This is a genomic window from Burkholderia territorii, from assembly GCF_902833055.1.
GTDB classification, from domain to species: Bacteria; Pseudomonadota; Gammaproteobacteria; order Burkholderiales; family Burkholderiaceae; genus Burkholderia; species Burkholderia territorii.
Window position 1 is genome coordinate 299644 of the sequence record NZ_CADFEJ010000003.1, and the last position, 25213, is coordinate 324856.

Below are 25213 nucleotides of genomic sequence, written 5' to 3' on the forward strand. Positions count from 1 at the left end.
CGGCCCGGGCCGCCAGGATCGTGAATCGCTGCCTGCACGGCCTCGCGCAATCAGTTCGCCGAATGCACCGTCGCGGAATCGGCCGCCGGCGTGCCCGAAGGCAGCCCGAACGCGTCGCCGGCGCCCGCATCGTCGAGCACGGCCGCGAAGATCGACAACTGCGCGCTGTCGGGCATCGGCGCCTTCAGCGCGGCGACGATCAGCGACGACAACCGCGCGATCATCTGAACGTCGTTCATCGTGCGGCCTTGAGAGAATTCATCGATGAGGCTTTCGGTCTCGGCACCGGCCAGCGCGCCGGACAGCGCGCCGATCGCAAAGTGCAGCCGCCAGCCGAGCTCCGTGCGCGGCAGGTGCGGCAGCGCGCGCTGGAATGCGTCGAAGAAGCGGCCCGCGACGCTCGCGTAGTGTGCGGTCAGGAAGTTGCGCACGAACGGCGACGGGTCGGTGTACGCGCGGCCGATCAGCCGCAGAAATGCGGGGCCGCCGCGCTCCGGGTCGCGCGACGCCTTCAGCGCGGGAATGAACATCGCGCCGAGCACGTGCTCGCAGGTGATGTGTGCGCCGAGCTGCGCATCGAAGCGGTCGAGGATGCCGAGGCGTTCCTGGTTGAGCTGATCGAGCCTGCGCGACAGCATCGCGTGGATCAGCGCTTCCTTGCTGCCGAAGTGGTAGTTGACCGCAGCGAGGTTTACCGTCGCGCGCGACGTGATCTGCCGCATCGACATCGCTTCGAAGCCGTGCTCGATGAACAGGTCCTCGGCCGCATCGAGAATGCGCGCCTTCGTCCCGCCGGTCTGCCGATTGCCGGATGACCGCGCCCCGGACGCCCGTCCAGCCGACGGTCGCCCCTCCTGACTGACTGCCATGTCCCGCCTCCCAATGCCGGTCTCCCGGCCGCGAACAGGTGATTTGATTATCTGATTCAAACAGCCGTTTTTATTAAGATAAAAAAACGCGGGCGGCGCGGGCAAGCGACGAATCTGGACAAATTCCTCTAGTTCGATGTGCGGATGCAGAAAGGATGTCGCGCGGCCCCGGCGGCGCGGGGCGTGCGCGATGGTGCGATGCGCAAATTCGCGGGCTCAGCCGATGGTCGTACGCGTATTGACCGATTGCGTCATGTCGATGCCGCGCCGTTCGCGGCTGAACAGGATCAGCACCGCGATCACGACGGCCACGATGCCGGCCACGAGCGCCAGTGCGAAACCGTAGTTGTTGCCCTGGGAAACCGCGAGCGACGCCTGCATCGTCGCGTTGCCGGACGCGAGCAGGTTGCCGAGCTGGTAGACCACACCGGGGAATGTCGCGCGAATCTCGTCGGGCGAGATCTCGTTCAGGTGGACGGGGATCACGCCCCACGCGCCCTGTACCGAGATCTGCATCAGGAACGCGCCTGCGGCGAGCGCGACTGCGCCGCTCGAGAACGCCCACAGCGGCAGAACCGGCAGCGCGATGAGCGCGGCGACGAAGATCGCGCGACGGCGGCCGATCTTCTCCGAGATCGCGCCGAACGACAGGCCGCCGACGATCGCGCCGATGTTCAGCACGATCGTGATCCACGAGACGGTATGCGGATCGAAGTGATGCTGTTCGCGCAGGAAGGTCGGGTAGAGGTCCTGCGTGCCATGCGAGAAGAAGTTGAAAGCGGTCATCAGCACGATCGCGTAGATCGTGAGCTTCCAGTTCTGCTGGATCGTGGCCGCGAGACTCGGCCGCGGCCGCTTTTCCATCTGCTTCCAGGCCGGCGATTCGGGCACGTGCGCGCGCACGTACAGCACGAGCAGCGCGGGCAGCACGCCGACCATGAACATTCCGCGCCAGCCGATGTACTGGTAGAACAGGCCGAACACGACGGATGCGAGCAGGTAGCCGCTCGGATAGCCGGCCTGCAGCAAGCCCGACACGAAACCACGCGCATGGGTCGGCACGGTTTCCATCGTCAGCGCGGAGCCGACGCCCCATTCACCGCCCATCGCGATGCCGAACAGCGCACGCAGCGCCAGCAGCGCGGCGAGGCTCGGCGCGAAACCCGACGCGAGTTCGAGCAGCGAATAGCACGCGATGTTGACCATCAGCGTCGGACGGCGGCCGAAGCGGTCGGCGAGCCGCCCGAAGATCAACGCGCCGAGCGGGCGCATCGCGAGCGTGAGCGTCAGCGCAAAAGCGACGGCGGGAATCGTCGACGCGAATTCGGCCGCGATGTCCTTCAGCACGAAGACCATCAGGAAAAAGTCGAACGCGTCGAGTGTCCAGCCCAGGTAGGCGGCGATCGTGACGTTGCGTTGTTCGCGGGTCCAGCTCATGTCCGAAGTCTCCTCGCAGGCTTGTGCGCTCACGATCTTCAGGCGGATGCCTGCCCGGCTGGCGCGCGGCGCGGGTGCATGGATCGAGTGTAGGTCGTGGTGCCGTGCGATGCGGGGCGCGACATCCGCGAATCGGGAATAATCCCTATGAAATGAATTGTTGAGAAAACCGAAATGCGCGGAAATGCGCGCGCGCCTGATGGGCGACAGGCGCCTTGTATCATTCCGGAAGGCTTTTTGTATTCGTTATGTAATGCGCGCCGCGCATCGTCACCGTATCAGGAGTCCCGATGACCGCACCATCGATTGCCGCGTTGCCCGTCCTGGAGACCGGGCGGCTGTGGCTGCGCCCGCGCGTGCTGGCCGATCTCGACGCGAGCATCGAGATGGATCGCGATCCCGAAGTCACGCGCTACATCGCGGGCCCGTGGCACGACCCGGACGAACATCGCCGCTTCGTCACGCACCGGATCACGCGCGCGTATCCGCCGGGCCTCGGCTACTGGGCGATCTTCGAGAAGGCCGCGCCCGACACGTTCGTCGGCTGGATCCTGCTGATTCCCGACTACGCGGGCGGCGCGCGCGACGTCGAGATCGGCTGGCGGCTCGTGCGCGCGGCATGGGGGCGCGGCATCGCATGCGAGGCCGCGGCGGCCGTCGTGCGCCATGCGTTCGACACTGTGCGGCTGCCGCGCGTGATTGCCGATATCGCCGAGGCGAACACCGGTTCGCTGAACGTCGCACGCAAGCTCGGGATGCGTCGCGTGAGCGTCGTTCACGACGGGATTCCCTACGTTCGGCATCGTCTCGAACGCGACGACCTGCGTGCATAGCGTTGTGCCTCGTTGTCAGAGATGGTCAAGCACACGCGAATCGACGCCGCGACGTATTAACGGCTCGCCAGTTCAGGAGTATCGTTGCCGGAAATTCAACATGGGGTACGACCATGGCACTCGGCAACGACGTTCATCTCATTCCCGTCCGGCTCGACGCACTGCGTCCGACGCAAATGACGGTCGGCTATCGCGAAGTGAAAGCGAAGCGCAAGCACTGGAAGACCCTCGACAAGCGCGCACGCAAGGCCGCGATCGAGTCGCACTGGTTTCCGGCCGTGCTCGGCCCGGGCGGGCTGCACTACATCACCGATCACCACCACCTCGGCCTCGCACTGATCGAGGAAGGGGAGACGCGCGTAAACGCGATGCTGCTCAAGGATCTGTCCTGGCTCGACGACACGATCTTCTGGCGGATGATGGAACACAACCAGTGGGTGCATCCGTTCGGCGCGGATGGTTCGCGTCGCGACTATGCACGTCTGCCGAAGGCGCTGACGGAGCTCGAGGACGATCCGTACCGGAGCCTTGCCGGCGAGCTGCGCACGGCCGGCGGCTATGCGAAGGACGCGACGCCGTTCAGTGAATTCCTGTGGGCCGACTACCTGCGCCAGCACGTGACGCTGGACCAGATCCGCAAGAACTTCTCGAAGGCGCTCGACGTCGCGCTGCGCCGCGCGCACGAGCAGGACGCGCGCTATCTGCCCGGCTGGTCCGGTGTGATCGCCGTCAAACCCTGATATGCGCACGGTACCCACCGCCTCATGACGACCGCCCCGACCCGTCCGGATGCCGGCCCCCAGCATCCCGAGCATTTCGCCGCACTCGATGCGGCAACGCCGCCGCCCACGCAGCGCATCGGCCTCGATGCGCTCGCCGGCCTGTCGATCGCCGGCCTGCTGATTCCCGAGGCGGTGGCGTATGCGGGTCTCGCCAACCTGCCGCCGCAGGCCGGTCTCATCGCGTTGCTGTCAGGGCTCGTCGTTTATGCGCTGACCGGCAGCAGTCGCTTTGCGATCGTGTCGTCGACGTCGTCGTCGGCGGCGGTGCTCGCCGCGACCGTGCTGGCCGAATCCGGGATGGCGCTTGCCGCGCAGCTCGCGCTGGCGGCCGCGCTCGTCGCGATGACCGGTGTGCTGTTCATCCTCGCAGGTGCCGCGCGCCTGGGCGGCATGTCGGATTTCGTCGCGCGCCCGGTCCTGCGCGGTTTCACGTTCGGCCTGGCGCTGACGATCGTCATCAAGCAGTTGCCGAAGATTCTCGCGATCTCCGTGCAGCACAGCGATGCGCCGCATGTCGCGCTCGATCTCGTCACCGGCGCGCCGCATGCGAACCTCGCGAGCGTCGCGCTCGGCGCGACCGCGCTCGCGCTGTTGTTCGTGCTCGGCCGGCGCTCGCGCGTGCCCGCGACACTGGTCGTGATCGTGTTGTCGATCGCGGCCGGGTATATGGTCGACTGGCAGCACTACGGCATAGCGATCGTCGGGCACATCGATTTCCGGCATATCGAATTCGGGCTGCCGCATCTCGACCGCAACGCATGGATGCAGACGGTCGAGCTCGCGTTCGCGTTGATGCTGATCCTGTATGCGGAGTCGTACGGGTCGATTCGAAACTTCGCGCTGAAGCACGGCGACACCGTGTCGCCGAACCGCGACCTCGTCGCGCTCGGTTGCGCGAATCTCGTGTCGGGGTTGCTGCACGGGATGCCGGTCGGTGCCGGGTATTCGGCGACGTCCGCGAACGAGGCGGCCGGCGCTCGGTCGCGCTTCGCGGGCCTGTGGGCGGCCGGTGTGGTCGCGCTGATCGTATGGCAGCTGCTGCCGCAGCTTGCGCGCACGCCCGAGCCGGTGCTTGCGGCGATCGTGATCTTCGCGGTCAGCCACTCGCTGCACCCGTCGGTGTTCCGGCCATACTGGATCTGGCATCGCGACCGGCTGGTCGTGATCGCCGCGCTGCTCGCGGTGCTCGTGCTCGGCGTGTTGCACGGGCTGCTTGCCGCGATCGGCGTGAGCCTGCTGCTGACGCTGCGCAAGTTGTCGGAGCCGAACGTGAGCGTGCTCGGCCGGCTGCGTGACGGGCACGATTTCGTCGACGTCGCGAATCATGCCGATGCGAAGCCGGTGCCCGGCGTGCTGATCGTGCGGCCCGAGGCGCAGTTGTTCTTCGCGAACGCGGACCGGATGCTCAATCGCGTGCGCGCGCTGATGAAAACCGCGCCCGATACGCGTACCGTGCTGCTGAGTCTCGAGGAAACGCCCGACGTGGACGGCACGACGATCGAGTCGCTGCGCACGTTCGCGGCCGAATGCGCGGCTCGCGGGCTGCAGTTCGCGATCGTGCGGCTCAAGGAGCACGCGCTGCATGCGCTGCGTCGTGCGGCCGACGAGACGCTGCGCGACGACGCGATGTCCGAACTGAGCGTCGACGAGAGCCTGCAGTTGCTGCAGGCGCGCGGTAATGGTGGAGAGGGCGGAAAGGGCGCGTAGCGCGACGCGGCAACTGCATGCCCGTCGCGCCGCGCGTGTCGAGAACGCTCGCCCCGGGCGCCGCCGCGCGCAATTGCGCGAGCGCGGGCGGTGCGGCGATTGAAGTGGGCGCACGGGCAGGGCGGCTGCCGCGCGCGGCGACGCGGCCCGGCATCGCCCGCGATCGCGGGCAGCCGGCGTCGCGCGATCAGCGCGGGCTGCTCCAGCCCTTGTAATCCTTCACGTTGTCGCGCGTGACGAGCGTCGGCTCGATCAGGATCATCGGATTGGCCGGCTTCTGGCCGTTCATGATCCCGTAGCCCACGTTGACGGCTTTCTGCGCCATCGCCCACGGATCCTGGCTCGACGATGCCTGCACGAGCGTGTTCGACTTCAGCGCCACCTCGATGTCGGGTGCGCCGTCGACCGACGTGATCACGATGTTCGGACGGTTCAGCTGCTTCGCCGCGAGATCGCTGCCGATCGCCTGCGGGTCGTTGATCGTGAACACGCCGTCGAGCTTCGGAAAGCGCGTCAGGTAGCCCTGCATCGCGTTCATCCCGCCTTCGCGCGAACCCTTGCCGTCCTGGTCGCTCGACAGCAGCTTGATGCCCGGATTCTTCGCGAGCACGGCCTTGCAGCCGTTCACGCGATCGATTACGGCCGACACTTGCGGGCCGTTCTCGATGATCACGTTGCCCTTGCCGTTGAGCTTCTTGGCGAGGTAGTCGCACGCGAGTTCGCCGGCCTTCACGTTGTTGGTCTGCACGGTCGCGTTCGCGCCGGCCGCGGCGACGTCCACCGCGACCACCGTGATGCCGGCCGCCTGTGCCTTCTTCACTGCCGGCTCGATCGCCTTCGGATCGGTCGCGTTCAGCAGGATCATGTCGACGTGCGCGGAGATGAAGTTGTCGATCTGCGTGAACTGCTTATTCAGGTCGTAGTCGGCCGATACGGCGGTGATTTTCGCGTTCGGATTGAGCTGCTTCGCGCGCGCTTCGGCGCCCTTGACGATCGTGACGAAGTACGGGTTGCCGAGCGACCCGACCGTGACGCCGATCGATTTCAGCGGCTTGTCGGCTGCGTGGGCGGCGGCGGCGCCGAAGGCGAGCGCGCAGGCGATGGCGGTCAGGGCGGCTTTGTGCTTGAACATGTCGTTGTGTCTCCGGAAGGTCCGTTGGCGGACGGGCGCAGGAGGACCTGCCTGCGCCCTGATGGTTGGATGATGAGAAATGCGCGGTGAGGAATGCGCGTCAGGTGCGAGCCGAGTCGCGCTGGCGATAGCGGTCGAGGGCGACCGCACCGATGATCACGAGCCCCTTGATAATGTATTGCCAGATGTCGGACACGCCGAGCAGTACGAGACCGTTGGTCAGCACCGCGATGATCAGCGCGCCGATCAGCGTGCCGACGATCGAACCGACGCCGCCGACGAAGCTCGTGCCGCCGAGGATCACCGCGGCGATGGCATCGAGTTCGTACGACTGGCCGAGTTGCAGGCCGTTGGCCGCATAGAGCCGCGCGGCCGACATCACCGCGCCGAGGCCGGCAAGCAGGCCGGACGCCGCATACACGAACAGCTGGATCGCCCGCACGTTGATGCCCGACAACCGTGCGGCTTCCGGATTGCCGCCGACCGAATAGATCCGCATGCCGAGCACGGTGCGGCGCAGGATGAACCATGACAGCGCGATCACCGCGACCGCGATCACGACGAGCCACGGCACACCGAGGATCGTGCCGTTGCCGATGAACGCGAACGGCAGCTGCGGGTTGAAGACGGTCGTGTCGTTGCCGATCAGGCGGGCGACGCCGCGCACGGCCGTCATCGCACCGAGCGTGACGATGAACGGCGGCAGGCGCAGGAACGAGATCAGGCCGCCGTTGATCGCGCCGAACACGAGGCCGACCGCCAGCGCGATCGGCACGCCGAGCCAGCCCCAGCCGGGGATGGTCGACGCGAGCAGCGCGGCGACGGCCGATGCGGCTAGCACCGAGCCGACCGACAGGTCGATGCCGCCAGTCAGGATCACGAAGGTCATGCCGGCGGCGAGCACGATGTTGATCGACGCCTGCTGCGTGACGATCGACAGGTTCTGCAGCGTGAAGAAGCCGTCGGTCAGGAATCCGAAGCCGATGCACAGAACCAGCAGCACCGGCAGCATGCCGGCGGTGCGCATCAGCGATTGCATGCGTGCGCGATGATCGGCGCCGCGCATCAGCGGCGTACGGTTGGCCACCGGATGGGCCGTCGCGGAAGCGAGGTTCCGCTGCTTGGTCGGGTTGATCATGTCGGTACCTGGGCTTAAGAGGGAGATGAAGGGGCCGTGATCAGTGCGCGGCGGCGAGTTCGGCCTGTGAGCCGGTGGCGAGCGCGATGATCGCTTCCTGCGTGATGGGCGTGTGCATGTGGCCGCCAAGTTCGCCGGCGATCTCGCCTTCGCGCATCACGAGCACGCGATCGGCGACGCCGATGATTTCCGGCAACTCGCTCGAGATCACGATTACGCCGACGCCCGCACGGGCCAGTTCGTTGATGATCCGGTAGATCTCGGATTTCGCGCCGATGTCGACGCCGCGCGTCGGTTCGTCGAGGATCAGCACGCGCGGCTTCGTCTCGAGCAGGCGCGACAGCAGCACCTTCTGCTGGTTGCCGCCGGACAGCGCGCCGACGTTCACGTTCGCGTTCGGCACACGGATCGACAGCGAGGCGATCGCGTCGCGCGCGCGTTCGGTGCCGCGTGCGAGATCGAGCGCGCCGAGCCGCGCGTCGCGGTTGCATACCGAGATGTTGATGTTGTCGCGCACGCTCATGTCCAGGAACAGCCCCTGGCGCTTGCGGTCCTCCGTCAGGTAGACGAGGCCCGCGTCGATCGCGTCGCGCGGCGAATGCGCGCCGAACGTGCGGTCGCCCAGCTTCACTTCGCCGCGCGTGCGCGGCTCCGCGCCGAAGATCAGCCGCGCGAGCTCGGTGCGGCCCGCGCCGACGAGCCCGGCGATGCCGAGCACCTCGCCGGCATGCAGGTCGAGGCTGCAGCCGCGCACGCGCTCGCCGTCAGCGATGTCGCGCACCGACAGCAGCAGGTGGCCGGGGTCGTACGGCGCATGTTCCTTCTTGTAGAAGCCGGAGATGTCGCGGCCCACCATCATCGCGACGAGCCGCTCGGCCGACAGCGATTCGCGCTCCAGCGTGCCGACGTACGATCCGTCGCGCAGCACCGACACGCGGTCGGACAGTTCGTAGATCTCGGCCATCCGGTGGCTGATGTAGATGATCGCGAGACCTTCCTCGCGCAGTTGGCGGATCAGGCCGAACAGATGCTCGGTCTCGCGCGACGACAGCGGCGTCGTCGGTTCGTCCATCACGAGGATGCGTGCGCGGGTGTGTACGGCGCGCGCGATCTCGACGAGTTGCTGCTCGGCGATCGACAGCGTGCCGACGAGCGTGTCGGGCCCGAACGGGGCGCCCAGACGCGTGAGCACGTCCTGGCAGCCGCGCGCCATTGCCGCGCGGTCGATGGTGCCCCAGCGCCGGTTGCCGCGCCGCAGTTCGCGGCCGACGTAGATGTTTTCCGCGACGGTCAGGTTCGGCGCGAGACACAGCTCCTGATAGATCACGGCGACGCCCGCATCGCGCGCGGCGAGCGGGCCGTCGACGTCGATGCGCTCGCCGTCGATCAGGATTTCGCCGCCGGCGTCGGCGCGGTACGCGCCGGACAGGATCTTCATCAGCGTCGATTTGCCCGCGCCGTTTTCGCCCATCAGCGAGTGGATCTCGCCCGGATAGACGGTCAGGCTGACGTTGTCGAGCGCGCGCACGGCCGGGAACGTCTTGCTGATCCCGCGCATCTCGAGCAGCGGCCGGGGCGACTCAGAACGCGACATGGTTGACCTCCTGCGATTCGGTGCGGGCGCCCTTGAGGATGCCGGCCCGCGGGGAGAAGTTGAAGAACATCGGCAGCGTCGCGGCGCCGATTGCGCCGGCGTCGGCGCCGAACGTACCGCGCACGAGCGTCGGCGTGCCGCGCGCTTCCGGCGCGGTGGCGACAAGCGCCGCGCGCAGGCGGCTCGTGAGCGTATCGAGCAGGCCGGCGTCGGTGTCGGCGTCGAGCACGACCACCGGCGCATCCACGACGCACAGCACCGCGCGCAGTGCCGGGGCGAGTGCGTCGACGCAGTCGTCGATCCATTCGTTGACCGCTGGCAACCCGCGCGCGATGCAGGCCTCGAGGTCGGCGCGGTTCTCGACCGTCTCGCCGTGATGGCGCAGGTGGCGCACGAGCGCATGCAGAGATGCACGGGCGAGCAGGATGTCCCATGGGCCGCGCGGCGGCGGTGCCGAGGCCAGCCGGCTCGGCGGGACCGGAATCACGGCGATGTCGCCGGCATTGCCGGTCACGCCGCGCAGGCAATCGCCATCGATCGCGATGCCGCCGCCGATCGCGGGGCCGATGAACAGGTACACGAAGTCGTCGCACTGCCGGCCGTACCCGTAGAACAGTTCGGCGATCGCGGCCGCGTTGCCGTCGTTTTCGCCGAACACGGGCAGCGACAGCGTGCGCCCGAGGTCGCTCGCGAAGTCGACGTCTTCCCATGCCCGGAACGTGTCGGGCGCAAGGCCGAGCTCGCGCATCCAGGCACCGAGGTTGTACGGCTGCGCGACGCCGACGCCGGTCAGGCGTGCGCGCTCATGCGCGGGGAGCAGATCCTGCATCGCATCGATATCGTGCCGGACGATTTCGAGCACGTCGGCGGGCGGGGGAAGCAGCGTGTCGTGGGAGCGGCGGCCGAGCACGTCGCCCGCGAAATTGACGAGCGCCGTCTCGATGCGCATCCGATCCAGATGGACGCCGATGCCGAACGCGCCGCGCGGATCGAGGCGGATCAACGAAGCCGGCTGGCCGCGCTGACCCTCGGTGCGGCCGGCGAATGCGATCAGCTTCGCATCGGCGAGCGACGCGATGATGCTGCCGACCGCGGTGCCCGTCATGTTCGCGAGACGGGCGAGGTCGGCCTTCGACGCGCTGCCCGCACGGCGCAGCGTCTTCAACAGCAGGCGCTCGTTGTAACGGCGCACGTTGGCCGAGTTGCTTCCCTGGCCGATGTGCGGGCTTCTCATGGCGTCTCCTTCCATGAACGCGCCGGTTGCGACGCATTAAATAAATCACGTTGATTTATTTAACCGCGTGAGCGACGGCGTGTCAGCCTAGGGAAATCCCGGTTGAGCTCCAGGCAAGGAGGGCGTGAAGCGGCAACGGCGGCGGGGACTCATTGCGGCGGAAGCACTGCGTGCGTAGAACGGCGGGCGTGGAACCCGCATCCGAGTGGAGCGCGTAGGCAGGCCGACGGCGTTGCGCGGTGGCTGGATCCACAAGCCTGCCCGCAATGATTCCGAAGCCGGAAATGAAAAAAGGCCGGCATGAAGCCGGCCTTTTCAAAAACAGATGGTGCCCAGGAGAGGACTCGGTCACACATGCGCGACCCCGGCTGCGCTTGCAAGCGCAGCCTCTCGAGTCCTCACGCAAAGCGCACAGGCGCTTTGCTTCCTGGGCTTGAAATGAAAAAAAGGCCGGCTAGAAGCCGACCTTTTTAGAAAACAGATGGTGCCCAGGAGAGGACTCGAACCTCCACGGTGTTGCCACCGCTAGGACCTGAACCTAGTGCGTCTACCAATTCCGCCACCTGGGCACGTTTCGCTTTGCTGCATCGCGAAAGAACGCAATTATAGCGTGACGGAAGGGGGTGTCAACAGATTTTTGCGCGATCGGCTGAATATGTGAAAAAGGGTGCGCATGGGCCGTCGCGGTTTGACCGAGGTTGCCGGGCGATGCGGGTGCGAGGAATCAAGGATGGAGCGGATTCTCCGAGCGCACATTCGCGGGTGTTGCTGGCGAGGTTGTTGACGGTGACATCCTGTCTCGTGCGCTGACCCGCGGCGTGGGCGCGCAATGGCGCGTGCTGCACCTGTAGGGGAAATCGCTTGCGACGCGATCAAATGTGTTACTGTTGCGGTTACGTTTTGTTCATTGCGGAAGAGTCCGCGCCAAGGAGCTTGTCATGTCTGAAATCGCAGTGGTTTTTCATAGCGGCTACGGCCACGCAGCCGTTATTGCGGATGCAGTTGCGCGCGGTGTCGAGAAAGTCGACGGCGCGTCGGTCAAGTTGATTCCCGTCGACGCGATCGACCAACACTGGGAGTACCTGGAGCGCGATGCGAAGGCGATCATCTTCGGCTCGCCGACCTACATGGGCAGTGCGTCCGCCCAGTTCAAGGGCTTCATGGACGCATCGTCGAAGTATTGGGGCAAGTGGCGCGACAAGTTGGCCGCAGGTTTCACCGTGTCGGCTTCGCAAAGCGGCGACAAACTGTCGACGCTGCAACAACTGGCGGTCTTCGCTGCCCAGCATCAGATGCTGTGGGTCAGCCTTGGCCTGATGCCCGGCAACAACAGCAGTGCGGGCTCGGTGAATGATCTGAATCGGCTCGGGTCGTTTCTCGGCGCGATGGCGCAGGCAAATGCGGACCAGGGCGGCGACGCGATTCTCGAGAGCGACCGAAAGACGGCCGAAGTGCTGGGCGAGCGCGTCGCGATTGCCGCGAAACGCTGGAACGGCGCTTGAGCTCGGCGGCCGGGCGGTCTCGATGGCCGTTCGGCTGCTGAACGGGTGATGGGTTTGTCGCGCGCGACGAGTTCGCTTCGTTACTCGGCGTTTCCTGCGCGTGAAAAAGAAAAAGGCCGGCTAGAAGCCGACCTTTTTAGAAAACAGATGGTGCCCAGGAGAGGACTCGAACCTCCACGGTGTTGCCACCGCTAGGACCTGAACCTAGTGCGTCTACCAATTCCGCCACCTGGGCACGTTTCGCTTGCTGCGATGCGAAGGCCGCTATTCTAGCGTGTCTTGAAAGTCTGTCAATACAATTTGAGCGATGGTGATAAAAATTTTGCGTGCCGCATGTTCGCGCAGCCATGTCCGGGCTCCCGCTGGCTGATCGCACGTGACATGGAGGGCGTCGGAATTGTTGCGATTGACGACGAGGGAGGGGCAGCCACGTCTGCGCTGAAGTCGATCGCGCTGATACCGCGAGTTTCGGTCAGTCGCCAGTCGCTTGCGATTTCATGCCGAGGCAGTTCCTGGCCGAGCCGGGCAAGCGACGAGCTTGAGCTTGCCGCGCGTTTTAAGCGGCGTAATGAACGTCGGTGTTCGGATGTCAGGTACGCAGCTGTACGCATCGCATTCTCGGCGTGCGTCTGGACGGCAGAGGCGGTCGAGCCTGCACGCCGGGAACACGCGTGCGAATACGGATTCCGCTATCGATCGGCGTGACGGGCATATCGCGCGATCGGCGCGTGCATTACGAGGCTCGAAATGAAAAAAGGCCGGCTAGAAGCCGACCTTTTTAGAAAACAGATGGTGCCCAGGAGAGGACTCGAACCTCCACGGTGTTGCCACCGCTAGGACCTGAACCTAGTGCGTCTACCAATTCCGCCACCTGGGCACGTTTTGCAGTAGCTGCTTGCTGCAAAGAAGGGAAATTATAGCGCCCCAATTAATCGTGTCAACACTTTTTTGCAATGCACCGCAAACCGGCCGCCGCGGCGCGTGCACGCGCCATTCGCGTCATTTGGCAACACAGGCGGGTGATAGAATGATCCGCCGCCGTCACTATAGAACTGTCTGACGGACACTTCTATGTTGATGCCGTGCACCATCAGTCAACGCAACGAGAACAATCATCGACAAACCCTTGAGCAAATATCCGTACCCCATTCCGAGCCGTGAAGAAATTCTCGGCGTGCTGCGTACGAGCGACGCGCCGCTGGCAGCCAACGACATCGCCGAAGCGTTGTCGATCAAGCGCCAGGAACGCGAAGGGTTCTTCCGGCGTGTTGCCGCAATGGAACGCGACGGCCAGATCCGCCTCGACAAGCGCGGCCACTATCAGCTCACCCATCCGTCGAACTTCGTCGCGGGCCGCGTGCAGGGGCATCGCGACGGCTACGGGTTCGTGATCCGCGACGACGGCCAGGACGACCTGTTCCTGCCGAACGGCGAAATGCAGAAGGTCATGCACAACGACCGCGTGCTCGCGCGGATCGTTGGCTACGATCGCCGCGGCCGCCCGGAAGGCCATGTCGTCGAAGTCACGGAGCGCGCGAACAAGCGCGTGATCGGCCGCCTGCTCAACGAGAACGGCGCACTGATCGTCGCGCCCGAAGACAAGCGTATCGGCCACGACATCCTGATCACGCAGAACGTGAAGAAGGCTAAGGTCGGGCAGGTCGTCGTCGTCGAACTGACCGACTTCCCGAGCCGCCATTCGCAGCCGCTCGGCCGCGTCGTCGAAGTGCTCGGCGACATCGACGATCCGGGCATGGAAATCGAGATCGCGGTGCGCAAGTACGGCGTGCCGCACGAGTTCAGCCAGCCGGCGCTCGATGAGGCCGCCGCGCTGCCCGACAAGGTGCGGCCGGCCGACCTGCGCTTTCGCGTCGATCTCCGCGATGTGCCGCTCGTGACGATCGACGGCGAGGATGCCCGCGACTTCGACGATGCCGTGTACTGCGAGCCGACCAAGGTCGGTCGCGGCGACGGCTTCCGCCTGATCGTCGCGATCGCCGACGTGTCGCACTACGTGCAGCCGGGCAACGGCCTCGATGCCGACGCACTGGAGCGCAGCACGTCGGTCTATTTCCCGCGCCGCGTAATCCCGATGCTGCCGGAGAAGCTGTCGAACGGGCTGTGCTCGCTGAATCCGCAGGTCGACCGCTGCGTGCTCGCGTGTGACATGGTGATTACCGCGCGCGGCGAGATCAAGGCGTACCAGTTCTATCCGGCCGTGATCCATTCGGCCGCGCGCCTGACGTACACCGAAGTCGCCGCCGTGCTGTCGAACACGAAGGGGCCCGAGGCCGCGCGCCGCGCGGACCTGCTGCCGCACCTGCAGGATCTGTACGGCGTCTACAAGGCGCTGTTCACCGCACGCCAGAAGCGCGGCGCGATCGATTTCGACACGACCGAGACGTACATCGTCTGCAACTCGCAGGGCAAGATCGAGCAGATCGTGCCGCGTCAGCGCAACGATGCGCACAAGCTGATCGAGGAATGCATGCTGGCCGCGAACGTCTGTGCGGCCGACTTCCTGAAGCGCAACAAGCACCCGGGCCTGTACCGCGTGCACGCGGGCCCGACGCCGGAGAAGCTCGAGAACCTGCGCGCATTCCTGCGCGGCATGGGCCTGTCGCTCGGCGGGGGCGACAAGCCGCACGCGAGCGACTACGCGGCGCTGATGGCGCAGATCCGCGACCGGCCCGACGCGCAGATGCTGCAGCCGATGCTGCTGCGCTCGATGCAGCAGGCCGTCTACAGCCCGGACAATATCGGTCACTTCGGTCTCGCGTATGAGGCGTACGCGCACTTCACGAGCCCGATCCGCCGTTATCCCGATCTGCTCACGCACCGCGCGATCTACTCGATCCTGTCGGGTAAGAAGTACGTGCCGAAGGCGCCGGAAGGCTTCGAACTGAACACGGCGCTGTCGCCGCGCGCCCGCGCGATGCAGCAGGCCGACGACGAAGCACGCGGCCGTTCGCGCTCGAACACGGCGATCTGGGAGGAACTCGGCCTGCACTGCTCGGCGAACGAGCGCCGCGCCGACGAAGCGTCGCGCGACGTCGAGGCCTGGCTCAAGTGCTACTTCATGCGCGACAAGCTCGGCGAGGAGTACGGCGGGATGGTGAACGGCGTCACGTCGTTCGGCATCTTCGTGCAGCTCGATACGCTGTTCATCGAAGGGCTCGTGCACGTCACGGAACTCGGCTCGGACTACTTCCAGTACGACGAGATCAAGAACGAGCTGCGCGGCGAGCGCACCGGCATCCGCTATCGGCTGTCCGATCGCGTGCGCGTGCAGGTGAGCCGCGTCGATCTCGACGCGCGCAAGATCGACTTCCGCCTCGTGCGCGACACGCCGGTGAAGGCGCCGCGTCCGGCCCCGGCGCCGGCTGCTGCCGGCAACGGTAACGATCGCGGCCCGCGCGTGCGATCGTTACCGCCGGTGGAAGACGCCGCACCGCGTCGCAAGAAGGCCGCGAGCGCGCCGACCGTCGCGGTGAAGGAGGCGCGTGCCGCGCGTGCCGCGAAGAAGAAGGGCGGCGTGGCGGCGAAGACGGCCGCGAAGAAGCCGCACGCCCGCAAGAAGTATTGAGCGTTCGGGGCAGCGCACGCGCGCGCCCCGTGCAGTATCGAGAGACGCCGCGTTCTCCCGGCCACCGGCCGGCAACGCGGCGCTTTCCTTTTTCATGGATCGCGGCCTCGCCCATCGCGCGGCCGCACGTTTGATCGAAGGTTGTTCCAGTCATGTCACGTCTGAAGGTTCTTTACGGTTTTCATGCGGTGACCGCACGTTTGCGGCACGATGCGTCGACGGTTGCGGAGGTGCTGTACGACCAGACGCGCCGCGACCGCCGCATGCAGGACTTCCTGCACGCCGCGAAGGAAGCGGGCGTGCGGCTGATCGCAGCCGATGAAACCCGCCTCTGGGGCCTCGCGCATACCGAGCGCCACCAGGGCGTCGTCGCGCGCGTCGAGGACGTTCCGCTCGCGCAGAACCTGTCCGAACTGCTCGATGGCATCCAGGGCCCGGCGCTGCTGCTGGTGCTCGACGGCGTCACCGATCCGCACAACCTCGGCGCCTGCCTGCGTGTCGCCGATTCGGCCGGCGCGCATGCGGTGATTGCGCCGCGCGACCGCGCGGTCGGCCTGAACGCGACCGCGGCCAAGGTCGCGAGCGGCGCGGCCGACACGGTGCCGTACATCACGGTCACGAACCTTGCCCGCGCGCTGCGCGAGCTGAAGGAGGCGGGCGTGTGGATCATCGGCACGTCGGACGAGGCGCCTGGGACGCTGTACGAAACGAAGCTCGACGGCCCCGTCGCAATCGTCATGGGCGCGGAAGGCGAAGGCATGCGCCGGCTCACGCGCGACACCTGCGACGAAGTGATGAGCATCCCGATGGCCGGCAGCGTCGAAAGCCTGAACGTGTCGGTGGCGAGCGGCGTGTGCCTGTACGAAGCGGTGCGGCAGCGGCGCGCGAAGGGCTGATACACGGGCCGACGCACGCGGCCGCGCGCGCTGCGCGGGCCGTGACGGCCTCGACCCGAACGACGCGTGCCGCGGCTACGCGCGGCACGCGGCTCCCGGAACTCGGACCATGACCCTGTTTCGCCTCGGCGCATCGTGCGCCATCCTCGGCCTGCTGGCCGCCTGCACGGCGCCGTCGCTCGTCGAGCGCGGCACTTACTACGCCGATACGAGCCTGCATGCGCGCGGCGCCGATTCGCGGATCCGCTTTCTCGTCATGCATTACACCGAAAGCGACGAAGCAAAATCGCTGCGCACGCTGACGGGCGATTCGGTCAGCGTGCACTACGTCGTGCCGCCGCAGCCGCGCATCGAACACGGGATGCCGATCGTCTACCAGCTCGTTCCCGAATCGAAGCGCGCATGGCATGCGGGCATCAGCGCATGGCAGGGCACGACCGAACTCAATGCGGTATCGATCGGCATCGAGAACGTGAACCGCGGCCCGCTCGATCCGCAAAACCGCACGTGGCAGCCGTATTCGCCCGAACAGGTCGATGCGCTGATCCGCCTGTCGAAGGACATCGTCGCGCGCTACGGAATTCCACCGACGCGCGTGGTCGGGCACAGCGACATCGCGCCACAACGCAAGATCGATCCGGGGCCGCTGTTTCCGTGGCGCGCGCTTGCGCAAGCCGGCGTCGGCGCGTGGCCGGACGATGCGACCGTAGCCGCGCGGCTCGGCGGCCGCGATCCGCATGCGCTCGTCGACGTGCGGGAACTGCAGCTGAAGCTCGCGCGCTACGGCTACGACGTGCCGACCGATGGCGTGCTCGATGCGCGTACACGGCGCGTATTCGCGGCGTTCCAGATGCATTTCCGGCCATCCGACTATGCGGGCAACCCGGATGCCGGGACCGATGCGATCGCGCAGGCATTGCTCGACAAGTATTTCCCCGCCAACGCCACCGCGCCAGCGGAGGACGCGGCCGCAACGGGCGCGCCCTGACGAGGTCGATCGGCGTGTCGGGTGGCGCAACATGCGCCGAAAAAGCCCGGGTCGTCATCCGAGTCCGGTAAACTGCCGGTTTTCTGCAATCCCGCTGTTTTCCCATCCCATGACTCAAGACGAACTCAAACGCCTGGTCGGCCAGGCAGCCGCCGATTATGTGATCCAGAACGTGCCGGAAGGCGCGGTGATCGGCGTCGGCACCGGCTCGACCGCCAACTGCTTCATCGACGCGCTCGCGGCCGTCAAATCGCGCTACCGCGGCGCCGTGTCGAGCTCCATCGCGACGACCGAACGCCTCGAATCGCACGGCATCAAGGTGTTCGACCTGAACGATGTCGAATCGCTGCAGGTGTACGTCGACGGTGCCGACGAGATCGACGCGAGCGGCGCGATGATCAAGGGTGGCGGCGGCGCGCTGACGCGCGAGAAGATCGTCGCGTCGGTGGCCGATACGTTCGTCTGCATCGCGGACGGCAGCAAGCGCGTGCCGGTGCTCGGCGCGTTCCCGCTGCCGATCGAAGTCGTGCCGATGGCGCGCACGGCGATCGGCCGTCGCGTGACCGCGCTGGGCGGCGTGCCGGTGCTGCGCGTGACGAAGGACGGCGCGCCGTACATCACCGACAACGGCAACGAAATCATCGACGTGAAGGGCCTGCAGATCACCGATCCGCGTGGTTTCGAGGCGCAGGTGAACGCATGGCCGGGCGTCGTGACGGTCGGCCTGTTCGCCGAGCGCGGCGCGAATCTGTGTCTGCTCGGCACGGCAAACGGCGTTGAAACGATCGTTTATCCGGATTAGTCAAGACTGAATGAGAAGCAGTCCGTAATTGCGTCAGGATGCCGTAATGGACGGCATGCCCGAATGCGACGGAAAGCCCGGCCCGGCAAGCGCAGCGCGCTTTCCGGGCTTTTTTTGAAGCCTTATAAATCACCACGTCAAAAAGAGGGATAACCCTGTCAGGTGTTTACCAGATAGCGAAATATCCTCGAACTCATCAACTTATAGATCATAAGAACAGTCGTAACCAGGGCCGGCGGAACTGCGGAGCAGGTGTTCGCAAATCGACGCACGGGGAGGTGTCATGGAGCAGGGCAAAGACCGGTCACTGGTCGCCAAAGTGATGGATGGGCTTGTCGCGGGTATCGTCGAGGACAAGTACGGCGGCATCTTGCCGCCGCAGGACGTGCTGTCGAAAGAGTTCGACGTGAGCCGCACGGTGATGCGCGAAGCATTGTCGATGTTGCTTGCGCGCGACATGCTGGACGTGCGTCCGAAAGTCGGCACGCGCGTTCGACCGATGCGCGACTGGCGCATGATCGACGAAGACGTGGTGAGCTGGCGGTTCCGCGCGAAGCCGGATCCGCAGTTCATGCGCGACGTCATCGAGTTCCGGATGCTGATCGAACCGCGCGCGACCGCGCAGGCAGCCGTTCGTGCGACGGCGGCCGATATCGCGGGCATCCGCGAGGCATTCGAGGCGTTCAAGGTTTTGCAACCGGGCGACCCCGGATACGACACGGCGGACGAACTGCTGCACACGCGGATCGTTCAGGCGAGCGGCAACCAGTTTTTCCAGCAGATGGCGGCCATCGTGCGAGGGGCGGTTCGTCTCGTGAATCCGCGCGTCGCGCAGAAGGACGGTGCACACGACGTCGCGGTGAAGGCGCATGCGCGCGTCGTCGATGCGATCGAACGCCGCGATCCGCGCGAAGCCGAAGCGGCGTCGCTCGCGCTGATCGATTTCAGCGCCGACGAGATTTCGCGCGATTTCTCCGTGGACGTGCCCGTGCGCGCCTGAATCGGCAAGCGTCGCTTATCCGTGCGCCGGCGAGCCGTTTATCATGACGGCCGGCCGGCAGCGTGCCGGCCCCCGTCATACGACCGACACGGAAGATCCGGATGAACGACCTCGACAACCGCCCGGTGCGCTTCGGCATCGTCGGCGCAGGCAGCATCGCACGCCGATTCGCGCAAAGCCTCGCCCACGTGCCGGGTGCCACGCTCGCCGGCGTATGGGCCCGCCGCGCCGACGCGGCGACCGCCTTCTGCGACATCAGCGGCGGCACGCCTGCCGCCAGCCTCGACGCGCTCCTCGCGAGCGACATCGACGCGGTCTATATCGCAACCCTCCACGACAGTCACGCACGCTACGCGCAAGCGGCGCTCGCCGCCGGCAAGGCCGTGCTGTGCGAAAAGCCCGCGACGCTGAACGCGACGCAACTCGATGCCGTGCTCGATGCGGCGCGCACGGCCGGACGGCTCTTCATGGAAGCGATGAAGCCGCCGTTCTTCCCGCTGTATCGTCGGTTGCGCGCGCACCTGCACGACGATCCGATCGGCGAGATCCAACTCGTGCGCGCGGGCTGCGCGTCGTCGTCGGTGCCGGACGATCATTCCGTCTACCGACTCGACCGTGCCGGCGGCGCGCTGCTCGACATCGGGATCTACGAAGCGTTTCTCGCGGTCGACTGGCTCGGCGAGGCAGTCGACGTGCAGACGCTCGGCCGCATCGGCGCGACGGGCGTCGACGTGTTCGCGAGCCTGAACAGCCGTCACGCGAACGGCGGCATCGCACAGCTCTTTTGCGGGCTCGACGTGATGGGACGCGGCGACGCGCTGATTGCCGCCGCAGGCGGGCACGTGACGATTCACGAGAAGTGGTGGAACCCGGCGCGGGCCACGATCCGCTATGCGGACGGGCGCACCGTGGAGCTCGATGCACCGGTCGAAGGCGGCGGCCTGAACTACGAGACCGCGCATTTCTGCGAGCTGTTGCGCGCGGGCGAACTCGAGAGCCCGATCATCACGCACGACCACTCGCGTCGGATGATCGCGATGACCGACGCCGCGCGTGCGGCACTCGGCGTGCGCTATTCGGGCGAGTAGGCGAGCGGCAGGGGAAGGCGCGCGCCGGGCGCGCGACCGCGGCCCGGCGGCAGAGCTGCCGTGCTCAGTGGCGCGCCGGCAGCGACAGGCGCTTTTCGTACCAGCGCTGGACCCATTCGAGGATCTGGCACAGCACCCAGTAGACAGCGGCGGCGGCCAGATACAGCGGCAGCGGCTGGTAGGTTGCCGCGATCACTTCCTGCGCGCTGCGCAGCAGTTCGGTCACGGTGATCACCGACACGAGAGATGTGTCCTTGATCAGGCTGATCAGGCTGTTCGACAGGCTCGGCACCGCGATGCGCAGTGCCTGCGGGCCGATCACGTAGCGCAGCGTTTGCCCCCACGACAACCCGAGGCTGTATGCGGCCAGCCATTGGCCGCGCGCGATCCCGTTGATCGCGCCGCGCATGCTTTCGGACATGTACGCGGCGACGTTCGCGGACAGCGCGATCACGCCGGCGGGCGTCGGATCGAGCGAGATGCCGAGGCTCGGCAGCCCGTAATAGATGACGAAGATCTGCACGAGCAGCGGCGTGCCGCGCATCAGGCTCACGTACGCGCGCGCGAGCCACGCGAGTGCGTTGACCCACACGCGTTCGAAGCCTTCGAGCGCCTCGCTTTGCCGGATGCCCATCATCGCGAGCACGACGGCGCCGAGCAGGCCGAATACCATCGACAGCACGGCGAACTTGACGGTCAGCACGGCACCCTGGGCGAGCACCGGCAGCGATTGGACGAGCAGGGACGTTGTCGACATGGAATACGAAGCGAATGCGTGCGCGAAAGCGCAATCATAAACCGGACCGATAAAACAAAGGGCGGCATCGTTTCGGATGCCGCCCTTTCCGGCCCGCCGTCAGGCGGGAAACAGAGGCGTGCTTACTTGATCGGCTTCGTCACATCGACACCGAACCACTTGTCCGAGATCTTCGTGAACGTGCCGTCGGCTTCGAGTTGCGACATTGCGTCGTCGATCGCCTTCTGGAACTTCGGATTGCCCTTCTTGAACGGGATGCCCGACGGGTTCGCCGAACCGACGTTCGCGCCCGGGCGCAGCGGCAGTTGCGAATTCTTCGTCAGGTACGCGAGCATCAGGCGATCGTTGAGCGCCGCGTCGAGACGCCCGGCCGCGAGGTCGCGCAGATACTCGGGCGCGCCCGGGTACGTCTTCACGTCGATGCCCGGCACCGACTTTGCCATGTCCATGTAGTTCGTGCCGAGCGCGACGCCGAGCTTCTTGCCCTTCAGGTCTTCGAGCGACTTGAACTGGCGCGTGTCGTCCTTGCGCTGAATCAGTTGCGCGGACGAATACGTGTACGCGGGCGAGAAGTCGAGCGTTTCCTTGCGCTTGTCGGTGATGCCCACCTGGTTGGCGATCACGTCGAACTTGCCGGCCTGCAGGCCCGCGATGATGCCGCTCCATTCGGTCGTGACGAACTCGGCCTTCACGCCGAGCTTCGCGGCGACGGCCTTCGCGATGTCGACGTCGAAGCCGACGAGCTCGCCTTGCGGGTTCTTCGAGTTGAACGGCGGGAACGTGCCTTCGAGGCCGACGCGCAGCGTGCCGCGTTCTTTCACCTGGTCGAGAAGGTCGGCCGCATGTGCGGTGACGGCGGCGAACGACGTACCGATCAGACCGGCGACCAGCAGCTTCTTCAGCAGCGAAATTTTCATCGTGTGAGCTTCCTTGCCCCAGCGGGGCGCTTGATTCAGAACGTGAGGCCGATCATAGCAAAAATGCAATCGGACGCTATATATCGTTTGCTTATGGCTATATTACGCGGCGCGTTCGCGCGCGATCGCCTTCACGCATTCGGCGACGAGTGCAGGGCCCCGATAGATGAAGCCCGTATACAGCTGGACGAGCGATGCGCCGGCCGCGAGCTTTGCACGAGCGTCCTCGCCCGAGAAGATGCCGCCGACGCCGATGATCGGCACCGCGCTGCCGACTTCGGCGTGCAGCTTGCGGATCACTTCGTTGGACGCGTCGAACACCGGGCGGCCCGACAGGCCGCCGGCTTCTTCCGCATGCGGCAGGCCCTGCACGGCGGCGCGCGACAGCGTCGTGTTGGTGGCGATGACCGCTTCGATCTTGTGGCGCAGCAGCGTGTCGGCGATTTCCTTGACCTGCTCGTCGTCGAGATCGGGCGCGATCTTCAGCGCGAGCGGCACGAGCTTGCCGTGCAGGTCGGCGAGGCGTTGCTGCTTGTCCTTCAGCGCGGCGAGCAGCGCGTCGAGCTCGCCCGCGCCCTGCAGCTGGCGAAGGTTCTTCGTGTTCGGCGACGAAATGTTGATCGTCACGTAGCTCGCGAACGGATACACGCGCTCGAGGCAGTACAAATAGTCTTCCGCCGCGCGTTCGATCGGCGTGTCGGCATTCTTGCCGATGTTCAGGCCGAGGATGCCGCGATAGCGTGCCGCCTGGACGTTCTTCACGAACTGATCGACGCCGTGGTTGTTGAAGCCCATCCGGTTGATCAGCGCTTCCGCCTGCGGCAGGCGGAACATGCGCGGGCGCGGGTTGCCCGGCTGCGGGCGCGGCGTGACCGTGCCGACTTCGATGAAGCCGAAGCCGAGCGCCGCGAGGCCGTCGATGGCCGCGCCGTCCTTGTCGAGGCCGGCGGCGAGGCCGACCGGGTTGCGGAACGTGAGGCCCATCACGGTGCGCGGCGCATCGGGCACGCGGGCCGACAGCGCGCAGGCGAGGCCCGTGCGGCCGGCGGCGCCGAGCGCACGCAGCGTGAGGTGGTGAGCGTCTTCCGCATCCATCTTGAACAGGGATGCGCGGGCCAGCGGATAGAGGGAACTGAACACGGGAATTGGGCGGACGGCCGGAATAAATGACAACCTGCTATTTTACCGGGAGTTGCGCGGCAGGGGCGGGCTTCGCTTCGTAGCGGCCCGCGGCGACGGTCGCCGCGCCGCGCGTCGCCCGCTTGATGATCCGGACCGATGTGCGTCGCGCGCGTGCCCCGTGCCGGCGACGTTCCCGTCAGCTCGACCCGGAATGTCCGCCCGGCAGCGGCGCGCGGGCGAATGCCGCGTCGACCGGCGGCAGGTCGACCCGCTCGGGATCGAGTACTTTCCAGCGGCCGTCGAGCAATCCTTCCAGCGGATGGAAGTTCGCCTTGTAGGCCATCTTCGGGCTCTCGCGGATCCAGTAGCCGAGATACACGTACGGCAGGCCGAGGCTCTTCGCCTGCTCGATCTGCCACAGGATGTTGTACGTGCCGTAGCTCGTGTGCCGGTCGTCCGGCTCGAAGAACGTGTAGACCGACGACAGCCCGTCGCCGAGGATGTCGATCATGCTGACCATGCGCAGCTTGCCGGGCTCGCCGCCCGGCGCGTCGAGATCGCGGAATTCGACGAGGCGCGAATTGATCCGGCTTTGCAGCAGGAACTGCTCGTACTGGTCGCGGCTGTCGCGATCCATGCCGCCGCCCGCGTGGCGTGCCGACTGGTAGCGCATGTAGAGCGCGTAGTGCTCCTCGTCGTAGTGCAGCGGCGAGACCGTCGCGACGAGCGCGCGGTGCCGCTTCCACATCCGGCGTTGCGTGCGCGACGGCGTGAATGCGCCGACCGGCACGCGCACCGGCACGCACGCGCGGCAGCCGTCGCAGTACGGGCGATAGGTGAACACGCCCGAACGCCGGAAGCCGGCCTTGACGAGCTCGGTATAGATGTCGGAATTGATCAGGTGGCTCGGCGTCGCGACTTGCGAGCGCGCGACGCGGCCGTCCAGATAGCTGCACGGATAGGGCGCCGTTGCATAGAATTGCAGCGCCGAAAGCGGTGAAAGCGGCAGCTCAGTCGGGTGAGTCATGGGCAGCTCTCGATGCAGGGAGGGAGTGCCGCGCTAGCGCACGATCCCGGACGGGGCGGCCGGTCCTGCGGGGCCCGTCAGCGCGGCGAGCGCGCGCTTGTCGAACTGCCACGGGATCGGCGGTTCGGCTACCGCGCGGCGCACGTGAGCGACAAAGGCCTTGCGTGCGATCTCGCGGCCGCCGAGCGACGCTAGATGCGACGTATTCTGCTGGCAGTCTATCATCTCCAGCCCCTGCTCGCGAAGATGGGCGACGAGCGTCGCCAGTGCGATCTTCGACGCATCGGTGGCATCGGCGTACATCGATTCGCCGAAGAACATCCGCCCGAACGCGACGCCGTAGAGGCCGCCGACGCGGCGCCCGTCGTGCCACGTCTCGATGCTGTGCGCGTTGCCGGAGCGATAGAGCGACGTATATGCGTCGATGATTTCGGCCGTGATCCACGTGCCGCGCTGCCCGCGACGCGGTGCCTGCGCGCACGCGCGCATCACGCCGGAGAAATCGTGGTCGACGCGCACTTCCCACGCGGGGTCGCGCTGCACGCGCCTGAGCGTCTTGCGCAGCGACGGGGACACCTTGAACTCAGTCGGCACGAGGATCATCCGCGGGTCGGGGCTCCACCACAGCACGGGCTGGCCGTCCGAATACCACGGGAAGATGCCGCGCAGGTAGGCGTCGATCAGGCGCGACGGCAGCAGGTCGGCGCTCGCGGCGAGCAGCCCCGGCGCACCGGTCGCCGGACCGAGCGCGCGTTCGACGGGCGGAAACGGATCGTCCGGGCCGAGCCAGGGGACCATGTGG

21 protein-coding genes and 3 tRNA genes are annotated in these 25213 nt (G+C 66.4%); 10 read left to right on the forward strand and 14 right to left on the reverse strand.

Annotated features, from left to right (window positions below; genetic code table 11):
• Positions 1-50: 50 nt before the first annotated feature.
• Positions 51-869: a TetR/AcrR family transcriptional regulator gene (locus HW466_RS08620; RefSeq protein WP_059447201.1), complete on the reverse strand. Its 819-nt coding sequence runs from the start codon at positions 867-869 to the stop codon at positions 51-53.
• A gap of 216 nt (positions 870-1085) precedes the next feature.
• Positions 1086-2306: an MFS transporter gene (locus HW466_RS08625; protein ID WP_059501864.1), complete on the reverse strand. Its 1221-nt coding sequence runs from the start codon at positions 2304-2306 to the stop codon at positions 1086-1088.
• A 290-nt stretch (positions 2307-2596) separates the two neighbouring features.
• Between HW466_RS08625 and HW466_RS08630 the strand changes: the two genes are divergently transcribed.
• From HW466_RS08630 to HW466_RS08640, 3 genes are all read left to right on the forward strand, one after another.
• The gene (locus tag HW466_RS08630) at positions 2597-3139 is read left to right on the forward strand and encodes a GNAT family N-acetyltransferase (RefSeq protein WP_151005602.1); all 543 of its coding nucleotides are present in this window, start codon (positions 2597-2599) and stop codon (positions 3137-3139) included.
• Between the two features lie 113 nt (positions 3140-3252).
• Positions 3253-3879, forward strand: a complete 627-nt coding sequence (locus HW466_RS08635; protein ID WP_059447204.1) for a ParB-like protein — start codon at positions 3253-3255, stop codon at positions 3877-3879.
• A 24-nt stretch (positions 3880-3903) separates the two neighbouring features.
• The gene (locus HW466_RS08640; RefSeq protein WP_059501870.1) at positions 3904-5628 is read left to right on the forward strand and encodes a SulP family inorganic anion transporter; all 1725 of its coding nucleotides are present in this window, start codon (positions 3904-3906) and stop codon (positions 5626-5628) included.
• 187 nt (positions 5629-5815) lie between these two features.
• On the opposite strand, the gene HW466_RS08645 is transcribed toward HW466_RS08640, so the two are convergent.
• From HW466_RS08645 to HW466_RS08665, 5 genes are all read right to left on the reverse strand, one after another.
• On the reverse strand, positions 5816-6760 hold the full coding sequence (locus tag HW466_RS08645; protein ID WP_059544541.1) for an ABC transporter substrate-binding protein: 945 nt from the start codon (positions 6758-6760) through the stop codon (positions 5816-5818).
• A gap of 100 nt (positions 6761-6860) precedes the next feature.
• The gene (locus HW466_RS08650) at positions 6861-7898 is read right to left on the reverse strand and encodes an ABC transporter permease subunit (RefSeq protein ID WP_059447207.1); all 1038 of its coding nucleotides are present in this window, start codon (positions 7896-7898) and stop codon (positions 6861-6863) included.
• Positions 7899-7938: 40 nt separating this feature from the next.
• The gene (locus HW466_RS08655; RefSeq protein ID WP_060260456.1) at positions 7939-9492 is read right to left on the reverse strand and encodes a sugar ABC transporter ATP-binding protein; all 1554 of its coding nucleotides are present in this window, start codon (positions 9490-9492) and stop codon (positions 7939-7941) included.
• Positions 9479-10726 (reverse strand): ROK family protein, encoded by a 1248-nt coding sequence (locus HW466_RS08660; RefSeq protein WP_151005924.1) that lies wholly within the window; start codon positions 10724-10726, stop codon positions 9479-9481. Before HW466_RS08660 ends, HW466_RS08655 begins: the two co-directional genes overlap by 14 nt.
• A gap of 482 nt (positions 10727-11208) precedes the next feature.
• Positions 11209-11295, reverse strand: a tRNA-Leu gene (locus HW466_RS08665).
• A 369-nt stretch (positions 11296-11664) separates the two neighbouring features.
• Here HW466_RS08665 and HW466_RS08670 point away from each other — a divergent pair.
• Complete coding sequence (locus HW466_RS08670) at positions 11665-12228, forward strand: flavodoxin family protein (RefSeq protein WP_059451686.1); 564 nt, start codon at positions 11665-11667, stop codon at positions 12226-12228.
• A 148-nt stretch (positions 12229-12376) separates the two neighbouring features.
• Here HW466_RS08670 and HW466_RS08675 read toward each other — a convergent pair.
• Both HW466_RS08675 and HW466_RS08680 read right to left on the reverse strand, forming a co-directional pair.
• A tRNA-Leu gene (locus HW466_RS08675) sits at positions 12377-12463 on the reverse strand.
• A gap of 555 nt (positions 12464-13018) precedes the next feature.
• Positions 13019-13105: transfer RNA gene (locus HW466_RS08680), tRNA-Leu, on the reverse strand.
• A gap of 249 nt (positions 13106-13354) precedes the next feature.
• Between HW466_RS08680 and rnr the strand changes: the two genes are divergently transcribed.
• From rnr to HW466_RS08710, 6 genes are all read left to right on the forward strand, one after another.
• On the forward strand, positions 13355-15814 hold the full coding sequence (gene rnr / locus HW466_RS08685) for a ribonuclease R (RefSeq protein WP_151005089.1): 2460 nt from the start codon (positions 13355-13357) through the stop codon (positions 15812-15814).
• A 152-nt stretch (positions 15815-15966) separates the two neighbouring features.
• Complete coding sequence (rlmB, locus tag HW466_RS08690) at positions 15967-16710, forward strand: 23S rRNA (guanosine(2251)-2'-O)-methyltransferase RlmB (protein WP_059848707.1); 744 nt, start codon at positions 15967-15969, stop codon at positions 16708-16710.
• Between the two features lie 109 nt (positions 16711-16819).
• A complete protein-coding gene (locus tag HW466_RS08695) occupies positions 16820-17698 on the forward strand; it encodes an N-acetylmuramoyl-L-alanine amidase (protein ID WP_151005087.1) in 879 nt (292 codons plus the stop codon).
• 109 nt (positions 17699-17807) lie between these two features.
• The gene (rpiA, locus tag HW466_RS08700; RefSeq protein WP_059447213.1) at positions 17808-18500 is read left to right on the forward strand and encodes a ribose-5-phosphate isomerase RpiA; all 693 of its coding nucleotides are present in this window, start codon (positions 17808-17810) and stop codon (positions 18498-18500) included.
• Positions 18501-18783: 283 nt separating this feature from the next.
• Complete coding sequence (locus tag HW466_RS08705; protein ID WP_059447214.1) at positions 18784-19500, forward strand: FadR/GntR family transcriptional regulator; 717 nt, start codon at positions 18784-18786, stop codon at positions 19498-19500.
• 101 nt (positions 19501-19601) lie between these two features.
• Positions 19602-20588 carry a Gfo/Idh/MocA family protein gene (locus HW466_RS08710; RefSeq protein WP_060338774.1) on the forward strand — a complete coding sequence of 329 codons (987 nt, stop codon included), beginning with the start codon at positions 19602-19604 and terminating at the stop codon, positions 20586-20588.
• A 64-nt stretch (positions 20589-20652) separates the two neighbouring features.
• Here HW466_RS08710 and HW466_RS08715 read toward each other — a convergent pair whose 3' ends face one another.
• From HW466_RS08715 to aat, 5 genes are all read right to left on the reverse strand, one after another.
• Positions 20653-21345: an amino acid ABC transporter permease gene (locus tag HW466_RS08715; RefSeq protein WP_059447216.1), complete on the reverse strand. Its 693-nt coding sequence runs from the start codon at positions 21343-21345 to the stop codon at positions 20653-20655.
• A 122-nt stretch (positions 21346-21467) separates the two neighbouring features.
• A complete protein-coding gene (locus HW466_RS08720; protein WP_059501880.1) occupies positions 21468-22262 on the reverse strand; it encodes a cystine ABC transporter substrate-binding protein in 795 nt (264 codons plus the stop codon).
• Positions 22263-22364: 102 nt separating this feature from the next.
• The gene (locus HW466_RS08725; protein ID WP_059447218.1) at positions 22365-23402 is read right to left on the reverse strand and encodes a quinone-dependent dihydroorotate dehydrogenase; all 1038 of its coding nucleotides are present in this window, start codon (positions 23400-23402) and stop codon (positions 22365-22367) included.
• A 178-nt stretch (positions 23403-23580) separates the two neighbouring features.
• Entirely contained in the window at positions 23581-24411 is an 831-nt protein-coding gene (locus HW466_RS08730) for an arginyltransferase (protein WP_059501886.1), read from the reverse strand.
• A 33-nt stretch (positions 24412-24444) separates the two neighbouring features.
• Positions 24445-25209: a leucyl/phenylalanyl-tRNA--protein transferase gene (aat, locus tag HW466_RS08735; RefSeq protein WP_059501888.1), complete on the reverse strand. Its 765-nt coding sequence runs from the start codon at positions 25207-25209 to the stop codon at positions 24445-24447.
• Between the last annotated feature and the right edge of the window lie 4 nt (positions 25210-25213).